Source organism: Pseudomonas fluorescens (genome assembly GCF_012974785.1).
Taxonomy (GTDB): Bacteria; Pseudomonadota; Gammaproteobacteria; order Pseudomonadales; family Pseudomonadaceae; genus Aquipseudomonas; species Aquipseudomonas fluorescens_BT.
In genome coordinates this window covers 123282-135316 of record NZ_CP027561.1, presented here as the reverse complement: position 1 = coordinate 135316, position 12035 = coordinate 123282, and the positions used below count along the sequence as shown (strand labels likewise).

The 12035-nt window shown below is 60.4% G+C and carries 7 protein-coding genes and 2 rRNA genes; 6 read left to right on the top strand and 3 right to left on the bottom strand.

Annotated elements, in window-relative coordinates:
- Positions 1-7 precede the first annotated feature (7 nt).
- Positions 8-3397, top strand: coding sequence for an amino acid adenylation domain-containing protein (locus C6Y56_RS00640; protein ID WP_169428302.1), 3390 nt, complete (start codon positions 8-10; stop codon positions 3395-3397).
- Between the two features lie 23 nt (positions 3398-3420).
- Positions 3421-3888, top strand: a complete 468-nt coding sequence (locus C6Y56_RS00635; protein ID WP_169428301.1) for an SRPBCC family protein — start codon at positions 3421-3423, stop codon at positions 3886-3888.
- Positions 3889-3947: 59 nt separating this feature from the next.
- On the opposite strand, the gene C6Y56_RS00630 is transcribed toward C6Y56_RS00635, so the two are convergent.
- On the bottom strand, positions 3948-5828 hold the full coding sequence (locus C6Y56_RS00630; RefSeq protein ID WP_169428300.1) for a methyl-accepting chemotaxis protein: 1881 nt from the start codon (positions 5826-5828) through the stop codon (positions 3948-3950).
- Positions 5829-6139: 311 nt separating this feature from the next.
- Here C6Y56_RS00630 and C6Y56_RS00625 point away from each other — a divergent pair, with 311 nt between their 5' ends.
- From C6Y56_RS00625 to C6Y56_RS00610, 4 genes are all read left to right on the top strand, one after another.
- A complete protein-coding gene (locus tag C6Y56_RS00625; RefSeq protein ID WP_169428299.1) occupies positions 6140-6640 on the top strand; it encodes a sigma-70 family RNA polymerase sigma factor in 501 nt (166 codons plus the stop codon).
- Positions 6640-7641 (top strand): FecR domain-containing protein, encoded by a 1002-nt coding sequence (locus C6Y56_RS00620; protein ID WP_169428298.1) that lies wholly within the window; start codon positions 6640-6642, stop codon positions 7639-7641. Before C6Y56_RS00625 ends, C6Y56_RS00620 begins: the two co-directional genes overlap by 1 nt.
- An 87-nt stretch (positions 7642-7728) precedes the next feature.
- Complete coding sequence (locus C6Y56_RS00615; protein ID WP_169428297.1) at positions 7729-10230, top strand: TonB-dependent siderophore receptor; 2502 nt, start codon at positions 7729-7731, stop codon at positions 10228-10230.
- A gap of 76 nt (positions 10231-10306) precedes the next feature.
- Positions 10307-11485 carry a PepSY-associated TM helix domain-containing protein gene (locus tag C6Y56_RS00610; RefSeq protein WP_169428296.1) on the top strand — a complete coding sequence of 393 codons (1179 nt, stop codon included), beginning with the start codon at positions 10307-10309 and terminating at the stop codon, positions 11483-11485.
- 73 nt (positions 11486-11558) lie between these two features.
- Here the strand turns inward: C6Y56_RS00610 and rrf (C6Y56_RS00605) are convergent.
- Together rrf (C6Y56_RS00605) and rrf (C6Y56_RS00600) are read right to left on the bottom strand one after the other, a co-directional pair.
- Positions 11559-11674: ribosomal RNA gene (rrf, locus tag C6Y56_RS00605) — 5S ribosomal RNA — on the bottom strand.
- A gap of 106 nt (positions 11675-11780) precedes the next feature.
- Positions 11781-11896: ribosomal RNA gene (rrf, locus tag C6Y56_RS00600) — 5S ribosomal RNA — on the bottom strand.
- Between the last annotated feature and the right edge of the window lie 139 nt (positions 11897-12035).

Sequence of the window (12035 nt, the reverse complement as noted above, 5' to 3'; positions counted from 1 at the left end):
GGCTGACATGAGACGTCTCGACATTTTGCTGAAGGGCCGCAGCCAGGCCTTGACCGACCTGGCGCAGGAGCTCGAACAACACGGTCATTCATTGCTGACGGCGTTTGCTCCGTCGGTGGATCTGGTGATCGATGACGGCAGTCTTGCGCCGCAGGATTACGGCACGACACCGCACCTGAACTTGCGCTTGGGCATCGGTGCAACGGGCATCGGCGGACTGCCGGTTCTCGATCTGCTATGCCTCTGCAACACGACACTGCTGAGCCGCGTGCCCATCGCCGACGAACCGTCCGGTAACGGTCAGGCCCTGCGCCAGCGAACACTGGCGCAGGTGGTGGACGAAGTGGCGCTGCTGGTCAGTCGCTTCTCCCGCGATGCCGAGTATTTCCAGCAGGCGACGACGGCCCGTGCGCCGGACTTCGAGCAGGTGGAAAACCTGCTGTTTCTCGACAGCCTGGCGTATGTGCATCGCTTCAATGCCACGGCCAACCCGGCCTTGTTGCAACAGGCGCAGATCCCGGTGATCGAGCGGTTGCAACAGAGCCTGATCGAGCATGCGAAGCGCCCGGCGCTGCACCTCGCCGAGCAGTCGATCAGCTACCGCCAGTTGCATGATCACAGCCGGGCGATCCAGCAACGTTTGCTGGCCATGCTGGAGACACAGCCGCAACCGTGGGTGGTAGGGATTTGCCTGCCGAAATGCGATGCGCTGTTTGCTTCGATTCTGGCGATTCTTGGCAGCGGCGCGGTGTATCTGCCACTGGAACCCAGCCATCCGCTTCAACGCCAGCAGTACATCCTGGAAAACGCCGGGGCGGTGCTGTTGCTGCACGATGGCGAACACCCGCTGAGCGGTTCGATGCCAGGGCTGGATGTCTGTCGCATCGACCGCACTGACGTCGATCTGTCGCAACCGTTGATGCGTCGTCGGCCCGAGCTCGATGCTCCGTGCATGGCGCTCTACACCTCTGGCACCACCGGGCATCCGAAGGGTGTACTGCTGACTCAGGCGAACCTCGCGCACTTCACCGCGTGGTACGCCGACTATGTGCAGTTGCGGGCAGAGAGTCGGGTACTGCAGTTCTCGTCGCTGAGCTTTGACTCGTCGCTGATCGACATCTTCCCGACCCTGCTCGAAGGCGCGGAACTGGTGGTGCCCGACGACAACCAGCGCCGTGATCCGCTGCAACTGGTGGCGCTGATCCGCCGTCGGCAACTGACCCACGCGTTCCTGCCGCCGGCGCTGCTGAGCATCCTGCCGCTGGAGCAACTGCAAAGCGTCGGGCAGATCATGACCGGCGGTGATGTCTGCGAGCCGTTCGTGATCGAGCAACTGACGCGCCAGGGCAAGTTGCACAACCTCTACGGTCCCACCGAAGCCACGGTGTTGATCACCGCACGACAGCTGCAACCGGGCGACAGCAATCGCACCCTCGGCGGGCCGATTGCCAACAGTCAGGTGCTGATCCTCGATGACGATCTGCAACCGGTGCCGGAGCAAACGGTGGGCGAATTGTTCATCGTCGGCCCGGGCGTGTGCCTGGGTTACCTGAACAATCCCCAGCAGACGGCGGAGCGCTATCTGCATCTGGAGCTGCCGGACGGTCAGCGTCTGCGCGCCTACCGCAGCGGCGACATGGCCAAGTGGGGCGAAGACGGCATCGAGCTGTGCGGACGCCGCGACAATCAGGTGAAGATCCGCGGCTTCCGGGTCGAGCCGGAAGAGATCGAGCGTTGCCTGCGCGAGAGCCAGTTGTATCGGCAGATCGCCGTGGTGATCGACAGTCAAAGGCGGATTCTGGCGTTCTTCGCGCAGCCGCAATCGGATGCCGCCCGCGATGCGCTGAAGGCACATGCCCAGCAGTTTTTGCCCGACTACATGCAACCGGTGGCGTGGACGGAGCTGCCGAACATGCCGTTCGCCGCCAACGGCAAAGTCGACCGAAAAGCCTTGCTGGAACTGCCGGTAAGCGTGCAGGACAGCGGCCCGAAATGCCTGCCGGCCAACGCCGACGAAGCGCTGCTGCTGGAGATCTGGGGCGAGTTGCTGGAGTTGCCGACCAGCGACATTTCCACCGACGAAAGCTTCTTCAATCTCGGCGGTCACTCGATTCTGCTGTCGCGCATGCTCCTGCGTCTGCGGGAGGAATTCGGTCGCAGCATTTCGATCAACCGCTTCATCGAACTGCCAACCATCGCCAAGCTCGCCACGCTGGTGCGCGGCACCGACGACAGCGCGGTACTCAGCGCACAGGCAATGGCCGACGCCGAGCGAGCGCTGGATATCGAGCCGTTGCCGATCAGCCGCATGGGCGATGTGCACAAGGTGATTGTCACCGGCGCCAACAGTTTTGTCGGCGTGCACATCGTCGAGGCGTTGCTGGGTTGGGGCGCCAGCGAGGTGGCGTGCCTGGTGCGCGATGGCGGCGGACAAACCGCGGCGCAGCGCTTTGCCCATTCGTTGCGAGAGAACCGGCTGGAGCATCTGGACCTGAGTCGGGTGCGGGTCTATTCGGCGGACATCACCCAGCCGCAACTGGGTCTGGCCAATGACGACTTCGTGCGACTGGATCGCGAGTTCGGCGCGTTGGTGCACAACGCCGCCAACGTCAATCACGTCCTCGATTACGAGTCGTTGGCGGCGGACAACGTCGAGCCGATTTTCGAACTCCTGCGCCTGTGCGAAGGGCGCAGCAAGAAGGTGTTCAACTTCGTCTCGACGCTGTCGGCCTCCAGCACCGTCGACGACGCGGGCCGGGTGCTGGAGCTGCCCGCCGCACCGACGCCGCCGATCTACATCCGCAACGGCTACAACCTGTCGAAATGGGTCGGCGAACGCCTCCTCGAACGGGCCCGGGAGCGCGGGGTGCGGGTCAATCTGTACCGGCCCGGCAACATCAGTTTCAACAGCCTCAGCGGCGTCTGCCAGCCGCACAAGAACCGTTTGATGCTGATGCTCAAGGGCTCGATCCAACTCGGCCAGGTCCCGGCCTTCGCGCTGAACTTCGACCTGATGCCGGTGGACTTTCTCGCCCGTTTCATCGCCTTCCACGCCAGCCGTTATTCGCCCGAACGGGCGGTGTTCAACCTGCACAACCCGGAGCCTCTGAGCTGGGATGCCTACGTCGCGTCATTCCGCGAAACCGGCAGCGAGTTTTCACTGGTCAGCGTCGCCGACTGGCAACAGCAACTGGGCCGGGTCGACGCCGACAACGCGCTGTTCGGCGTGCTCGGTTTCTACCTCAACGGCTTCGAGGAAGACATCGGCGACATCTCCCTGATCGGCCACGCCAACGCCCAGGCCGGCGTGCAGCAGATGGGCGCGCACTACCCGGAAAAATCCCCGGCGCTGCTGCGTCGCGGCTGCGACTACCTGAAAGAAATCAACTTCATCTGACTCATCAACCAAGGAGCAACACCATGAGCAATCTTCAACCCGACACCCTGATCAAAAACCCTCACGGCTGCCACGTCGTGTCTTCGGTGGAAGTGCCGGTGGACGCCAGACAAGTGTGGGCGGTGGTCGGCCAATTCGACGGTTTCGACCGTTTCATCCCGGCCCTGTCGCACATCGAAATGACCGGCGAAGGCGTGTCTTCGCTGCGCAAGAAGTTCTTCAAGGATGGCAACGTGGTGGTCGAGCAACTCAACTCCCGGGACGACCAGGCGCTGAGCATGACCTGGACCACGATCTACAACACGCTGGGCGTGGCCAACCTGTGGGCGGCGATGAATGTGGAATCGCTGGGCGCGGGCAAGTCGCGGGCGACCTGGACGATCATTGCCGAACCCGCCTCCGGCGGCCCCGAGGCGCTGCCGGGGTTCAAGGATTTCGTGCAGGGGTTTGCCGATGATGCGATGGGCAATGTGCTGAAGCTGTTTGTGTAAGGCATGAAAAAGCCCGCTGCGGATCGCTCCGCAGCGGGCTTTTTTTTGACCGCGAGCGATCAGATCTTGAAGCTGTCGACCAGCTGTTTCAAACGGTTGGCCTGTTGCGACAACGCATCGCAATCCTTCAACGTTTCATTGAGGTTGGCCACGCTCTGCTGGTTCAGCAGGTTGATCTGGTTGACGTCGACATTGAGGGTTTCCACCACCGCAGTCTGCTCCTCGGTAGCGGCGGCCACCGACTGGTTCATGCCGTCGATTTCGCCGATGCGCTGGGTCACGCTGACCAGACGCAGACCGGCCTGGTTCGCCACTTCAACGCTCTCTTCGCTGGACGCCTGACTGGCGTTCATGGTGGCCACCGCTTCGCGGGAGCCGACCTGCAGCGAGGTGATCATCTTGTGGATTTCTTCCGCCGATTCCTGGGTGCGGTGAGCGAGGTTGCGCACCTCGTCCGCCACCACCGCGAAACCGCGTCCGGCCTCACCGGCACGAGCCGCTTCGATGGCCGCGTTGAGCGCCAGCAGGTTGGTCTGCTGAGAGATGCCTTTGATCACGTCGAGAATGTGGCCGATGTTGTCGGTGCTCGCATTCAGGGTTTCGATCTGGGTGCACGACAGGCTGATCTTCTGCGACAGCTCGGTCATGGCCTGAATCGTCTGCTCGACCACCTGACGACCGTCATCGGCCTGCTCGCTGGCGCCGCTGGCGTGTTGCGAAGCATCGGCGGCGTTGCGGGCGATTTCCTGGGTGGCGGCACCCAACTGATTGATCGCGGCGGCCACGCTGTTGGTGCGTGCGCTTTGCTCGTCGGAACCGATGATCGAGGCGTTGGACGATGCCATCACCCGTTGCGACAGGTCGTGTACGTGGCGAGTCGCAGAAGACACTTCGGAAATCGACGCGTGAATCCGCTCCACGAACTGGTTGAACGAACTGCCCAGCTCACCGAACTCGTCTTTGCTTTCCACTACCAGACGGCGAGTCAGGTCACCTTCACCCTGAGCGATGTCCTGCATCGCACGGCCCATGGTGATCAGCGGACGCATCAGCACGGTGATCAACAGGCTCAGGAACACCGCAATCGCGCCCACTGCGACGAACATCGCGATCAGAGCCGAAGTACGGAACTGGCTGAGTGCGGCGTAGGCCTTGTCGCGATCGATCGACAGACCGATGTACCACTGGGCATTCGGCAGACCGGCGACCGGGGTGAACGACAGGATGCGTTCCTGGCCGTTGAGCACCACGTTCTGGTTGCCCTTCTCGATGCGCACACCGGCGTTCGGGTAAATGTCCTTGAGGTTCTTCATCACCTGATCTTTGTCCGGGCTGACGATCACCTGACCGTCACCGCTGACCAGGAACGCGTGGCCCAGGCCACCGAAGTCCACCGAGTTGATGATCTTCACCAGGGTTTCCAGACTCAGGTCACCGCCCACCACACCGAGCAGCTCGCCATTCTTTTTCACCGGCATGGCGATGGTCACCACCAGACCGCCAACGGCGGCCATGTACGGCGGGGTCAGCATGGTCTGGTCAGCAGCCACGGCCTGTTTGTACCAGGGACGCTGACGCGGGTCGTAGCCATCCGGCATCTTCGCGTCAGGGCGCTGGGTGAATACACCGTTGGCCTGGCCGACGTAGGTGAACTGGAAATTCGAGGTGAAGGCCGGTTGATCGACCAGCCCCGGGAAATCGGCGTTCTTGCCCTGGTGAGCAACGTTCTGCGCGAGGTTTTCCAGGACCAGAATCCGCCCGCTCATCCAGTTCTGCACACTGCTGGCGGTCAGGTCGCCGGCCTGCTGGACGGAGGACTGCAGGTTCTGACGAATGGTGTTTCGCTGCAGATAGTCGTTGTACAAAGTGAACAGCGCGAACGCCAGGACCACGACGCCCGAGGCGGCCAACAGGATTTTATGGCTGAACTTGAGATTCATTTCATGGGACTTCTTATGCCAAAAGTGGGGATGCGTTCCGGATGCAACATTCCATGTACAGCGCAGGCAGCGTTCTGACGGCTGCTCTACTTTGGTGCACGCATGTCTCCCCAGTCTGTCGGCACGATTCGGAGAAAACTTAACGCTTTGTAGGAAATGGACGGCATTTCTGCCAGATTCCCGCCGGGCGGTGTGCCAGTGCGTTCGCCTGTCATTTTTTAATGGCTGTTTTGCAGCGCCGGTTGCAAATTCTCCACCCCTTGATGACAATGCGACTAATTATCATTTGTGACGTTCAGGCTGTCGCGTTCATGTCATCACCTGAGTTGGCAGTACAGGCGCTTTACAGTCGTCATCACGGCTGGCTCAACGGCTGGTTGCGTGCGAGGCTGGGCAATGCCGCCGATGCGGCGGATCTGGCCCAGGACACCTTCGTGCGCCTGCTGCAGCGCACCGAACGTCTCGAACTCAAGGCGCCCCGTGCGTTTTTGCGCACCATCGCTCGCGGTTTGGTCATCGACCATTGGCGACGCGAAGAAATCGAACGCGCCTACCTGGAAACCATCGCCCACTTGCCCGAAGCCGAGAGACCCAGTGCCGAAGCCCGCGCACTGGTGATCGAACTGCTGGAAAGCATTGCCCGCATGCTTGAAGGACTTAAACCGAAAGTGCGTCAGGCGTTTCTGCTGGCGCAGTGCGAAGGTTTGACCCACAAGCAGATTGCCGAGCAGATGGGCCTGTCCTTGCGCTCGGTGGAACGCTACGTCGCCGATGCGCTGTATCACTGCTACGTACTGCGGTACGAAAACTGATGCCGGTGGATAACCTCTCGCTTGGCCGACGCGCCGAGCCGCCGCAGCAGGTCGTACGACAGGCCATTCACTGGCTCCTGCGTCTGCGCAACAACCATGGCAATCCGCGCCTGAATCGCCAGTGCGAACAATGGCGCGCCGAGCACCATGATCACGAACTGGCCTGGCAACGGGTGCAGTCTCTGCAAGCCGAACTGACCCACAATCTGAGCGCCGTGCCCGGTGCGCAGGTGGCGTTCAATACGCTGGAAAACAGTGCACAGGGTCTGGGCCGACGTCAGGCATTGAAGCTGTTGTCCGGCGCGCTGCTGATGGGTTCGGCGGGATGGCTGGCCAAGGACACGTCCGTCTGGCAACAGTGGAGCGCCGACTACACCACCGCCACCGGCGAACGCCGTGGTTTCCAGTTGCCGGACGGCACACGGATCGAACTCAACACCGCCAGCAGCGTGGATCTCGATTACACCGCGCAGCAACGGCTGATCAAATTGACCCGTGGCGAAATCATCGTCACCTGCGGCGGCGCCGATGAAGGTGCAACGTTTGACCGACCGCTGCAGGTGCAGAGCCGTCATGGCAGCTACGAGCCGTTCAAGGCACGATTCCTTCTGCGCCAGGAAGATGGATGCACGCGCCTGAGCGTCACCAGTGGCCGGGTCGCGATTCAATCCGCAGGCAACTCGACCGAGGCAATCGCCGGTCAGAGCTATCTGATCGATCACCATCGAGTTCGACCGGCGCCACCGTTGGACATGGACGCTGGCGCCTGGGTCGACGGACTGATCGTGACGCGCAACATGCGGCTGGGCGACTTCATCGGCGAAGTCGGCCGGTATCGTCAGGGTTTTCTGAGCTGTGCGTCGGACATTGCGGATTTGCGCCTGTCCGGCGTGTTCCGTCTTGAGGACACCGACAAGCTGCTGGCGATCCTGCCGCAGACCCTGCCGGTGCAATTGCGCTATCGCACCCGTTGGTGGGTGACGCTGGAGTCTGTGGCCTGAAATTATTTTGGCGGGTTTTCGTGGCAAGTCCGGCTTAGTCAGTAAGCACTTCAACTCAGCCTTCGCGACTGCCTACGGAAACCTACAATGACTGCGCGCGTTACCTGTAAGAACCCTCTGAATTTCACTGTCGAATCGGGCCTGCTGCACCGCGCTGTTCGGGCCGCGTTGTTATCCACGGCACTGGGCGTTGGACTGCTGCCGAACCTGAGCGTCGCGGCGAGCGCCAGTGAGGTCGGCAGCCACCGCTACAACATCGCCGCCGGACCACTGGGCGATGCGCTCAACCAGTTCGCGCGTCAGGCGGGCATCACGTTGTCGATGACGCCACAGCAGACCCAGGGCCGGCAGTCACCGGGTGTGCAGGGCGAGTATTCGACCGATCAGGCCCTGAGCCACTTGCTCGGCGGCTCGGGCCTGGAGGCGGTCAGCCAGGACGGCAGTAGCTATGTGTTGCGCTCCGTTGCAGAAACCGAAGCGCTGGCCCTGCCGACCACCGACATCAAAGGCTTCGCCCTCGGCAACGCGCTGGGCAGCATGGATGGCTATAATGCGACGCACAGCCAGATCGCCACCAAAACCAGTACCGCGCTGCTGGAAACCTCGCAAAGCGTGTCCGTGGTCACCCGCGAGCAAATGGATGACCAGGGCTCGCAAACCGTATCCCAGGCCATGCGTTACACCTCCGGCGTGCTGACCAACCCTTACGGTGCCACGCACCGCTACGACTACGTGGCGATGCGCGGTTTCAACGACGGTTCGGTGGACAACATCTACCTCGACGGCCTCAAGTCCATGGGTGACAGCGGCACCTACAGCACCATGCAGGTCGATCCGTATTTCCTCGAGCGCGTGGATATTCTCAAAGGCCCGTCTTCTGTGTTGTACGGTCGTAGCTCGCCGGGCGGGCTGGTGGCGCTGACCAGCAAGAAGCCGCTGTACGAGGCCTATCACCAGGTTCAAGCCACCGTTGGCACTCAAGGCCAGCGCGGCGTCGGTTTTGACTTCAGTGGCCCGGTCGATGACGACAAGCGTATCGCCTATCGTCTGACCGGTTTGACGGATCAGTCCGACACGCAATTCGACCACAACAAGGAAAAGCGCTTCGCCCTCGCGCCAACGGTCAGCATCGATTTCAGCGAGGACACATCGCTGACGCTGCAAGCGTATCTGCAACATGACCCGGATGGCGGCTACCACGGCGGCGTGCCGGCCGACGGCACGATTCATCAGCGCAACGGCAACCGCATCTCACCGCACTTCTTCGAAGGCGAGCCGGGCATCGATGGTTACTCCCGTGATCAGCAGTCGTTCGGTTACCAGTTCGAACATCGATTCAACGATGTCTTCACCGCGCGGCAGAACTTCCGCTACCTCGACTCCAAAGTGAACATGGATCAGGTGTACGCCTATGGCTGGACGTCGCCGACCGGCAACGAACTGAATCGCTACTACACCGCAGGTGACGAGCGTCTGCACGCGTTCATCGTCGACAACATGCTTCAGGCCGAATTCTTCACCGGCGCGACCAGGCACACGGTGCTGATGGGGGCGGATTATCAGCGGCGCAAAACCGTGGTCGACTGGACCAGTGGCGGCCTGGCGCCGATCAATGCGTTCAACCCGGTGTATGGCAATTCCGCTATCACGCCTTACGGCGAGACGAGCTACCTGCGGCGCCTGGAGCAGACCGGCGTTTACCTGCAAGACTTGATCGAGATGGACAAGTGGCGCTTCTCGCTGGGACTGCGCCAGGATTGGGTAGAAACCTCCGACGAAAACCGTATTGCCGAAGCGGGCCGTCCGGTCGGCACCGAGATCAATGATCGACGCACCAAGCTCACAGGCCGTGCCGGCGCGCTGTATCTGTTCGATAACGGCCTCGCGCCGTACGTCAGCTATTCCGAGTCGTTCAACCCGAACTCCTACGCGGACAGTGCCGGCAATCCTCTTGCACCGACCGATGGAACGCAGTGGGAAATGGGCCTGAAGTATCAGCCACCGGGGACGGACGATCTGTTCACCGCTTCCTTGTTCGGCATCGACCAGAAGAACCTGGCAACCAAACTGCCGCAGGAAAACTTCTATCGCGCTGTAGGCGCTGTCCGCTCTCAGGGTCTGGAACTGGAAGCGCACATGCAGTTGACCGATAACCTGAAAGTCCTCGGCAGCTACACCTTCACTGACATCGAGTACTCGAAGTCGATGACCAGCACCTTGAGCACCCCGACAAACGTGATCGAGAACAAAGGCAACTCGCCAACCCAGGCGCCGCGGCACATGGCCTCGCTGTGGGCGGACTACAAGTTCGACAGTGCGGCGCTTGATGGGCTGCGATTGGGCGGTGGTGTGCGTTATGTCGGCTACAGCTGGGCGGATGCAGAGAACACCATGAAGGTGCCGTCCTACACATTGTTCGACGCATCGATTGGCTATGACCTCGGCAAGGTCGGTTTGAAGGGTATCGACGTACGCCTGAATGCGAACAATCTGACCAATGAATCCTATGTAGCCTCCTGCGCCAGTCTCGACTTCTGCTACATGGGCGAAGAGCGCAATGTCGCCGCTACGGTCAGTTACCAGTTCTAAGCCTTTGTCTTGTGCATAAAAAAGCCAGCTCCTGATTTCAGGGGCTGGCTTTGTCGCATCTGTGGGGGAAATTTTCATGCGTTCGTTTCTGGTTTTATTGCACCGGTATATCGGGTTGGCCACGGCGGTTTTTCTGCTGCTGGCGGGGATTACCGGGAGCATTCTGGCGTTCAATCATGAGCTGGATGAGTGGTTGAACCCGGAGTTCTACGCGGCATCGGCCGAGGGAGAGCGCCTACCGCCAGGCGAACTGGTGGATGCGGTGCAATCGTTACATCCGAAGTTGCAGGTCTGGTACATGGAGTATCCGAACGAGGCAGGCCACACGGCATTGCTGGCGGCGGTTCCGCGCAACGATCCGGCGACGGGCGAACCGTTCGAAGAACGCAATCAGGTGTTCTACCTCGACCCGGTCAGTGGCGAGCAGAAAGGCCAGCGTTACTGGGGTGAGTGCTGTTTCCAGCGTGAGAACTTCGTTCCTTTCATTCTCGAGTTCCACTACAACCTGACACTGCCCGGTAACTGGGGTTTGCTGTTGATGGGGTTGGTGGCCATCGCCTGGTTGATCGATTGCTTCATCGCTCTCTGGCTGACTTTGCCTCGAGGTAAACCGTTCTGGAAGAAGTGGCCTGACGCCTGGAAGATCAAGGGCAGGCATGCCTATCGACTCAACTTTGATCTGCACAGGGCCGGGGGCTTGTGGCTGTGGTTGTTATTGCTGCCGATAGCCGTCAGTAGCGTGGCGATGAACCTCCCGAGCCAGGTCTTCAAACCGGTGGTGTCGTTGTTCTCTTCGATTGAACCGAGCGTGTATGAGGCTCGAGGGCGAATGCCTGCCGAAAAGTTGGGGATTACTCGATTGAGTTATCAACAGGCATATGAAAGGGCACTGCAGGAAGGGAAAAGGTTGGGGCTGACAGCGGCAATCGGCGAGTTGTATTACAGCTTTGAGTACAACTTCTACGGCGCGGGGTTCGGACAGCATGACACTGAGGCCCACGGCAAATCCTGGTTGTTCTTCCACGGTACGGACGGGCGATTATTGGGGCAGGAGATTGCAGGAGAAGGGACGTTGGGAGAGCGGTTTTATCGGTTGCAGTTGCCGATACATGGGGGACGGATCATAGGCTTCACCGGGCAAGTGATGATCGCGGTATTGGGCGTTCTGATTGCAGGATTGTCGGGGACCGGCGTCTACATCTGGTGGCGCAAGTGGCAGGCTCGTCGGAGCAGCAAGGCACGCAGAGCGGTCTGAAGATCGGACTTTCGTGGGCACTGAAACGACAAAACCCCTGTCTGCGTTAGCAGACAGGGGTTTCGGAATTCAATCTTGACGATGACCTACTCTCACATGGGGAAACCCCACACTACCATCGGCGATGCATCGTTTCACTTCTGAGTTCGGGATGGGATCAGGTGGTTCCAACGCTCTATGGTCGTCAAGAAATTCTGTGACCAGCCCGTTACCACAGTAACGTTCCGGCAAAAAACGGTGACTTCTACTAAAACAAAACCCCAACTGCTTTCGCAATTGGGGTTTCGGAATTTAATCTTGACGATGACCTACTCTCACATGGGGAAACCCCACACTACCATCGGCGATGCATCGTTTCACTTCTGAGTTCGGGATGGGATCAGGTGGTTCCAACGCTCTATGGTCGTCAAGAAATTCGGGTACTGACTCGTGACCTGACGGCCTCGCTTCAGCAAATTGGGTATGGGATAGTTTTCGGTGCTTTGTGAGCGTCGAACTTTCGGTTCATTGCGTCTTCACACACCGCAATCTGGTTGCTCTGGTTTAGAGA

Coding starts and splice junctions, on each gene's coding strand:
- C6Y56_RS00640 (WP_169428302.1), top strand. CDS start 8: ATGAGACGTCTCGACATTTTGCTGAAGGGCCGCAGCCAGGCCTTGACC.
- C6Y56_RS00635 (WP_169428301.1), top strand. CDS start 3,421: ATGAGCAATCTTCAACCCGACACCCTGATCAAAAACCCTCACGGCTGC.
- C6Y56_RS00630 (WP_169428300.1), bottom strand. CDS start 5,828: ATGAATCTCAAGTTCAGCCATAAAATCCTGTTGGCCGCCTCGGGCGTC.
- C6Y56_RS00625 (WP_169428299.1), top strand. CDS start 6,140: ATGTCATCACCTGAGTTGGCAGTACAGGCGCTTTACAGTCGTCATCAC.
- C6Y56_RS00620 (WP_169428298.1), top strand. CDS start 6,640: ATGCCGGTGGATAACCTCTCGCTTGGCCGACGCGCCGAGCCGCCGCAG.
- C6Y56_RS00615 (WP_169428297.1), top strand. CDS start 7,729: ATGACTGCGCGCGTTACCTGTAAGAACCCTCTGAATTTCACTGTCGAA.
- C6Y56_RS00610 (WP_169428296.1), top strand. CDS start 10,307: ATGCGTTCGTTTCTGGTTTTATTGCACCGGTATATCGGGTTGGCCACG.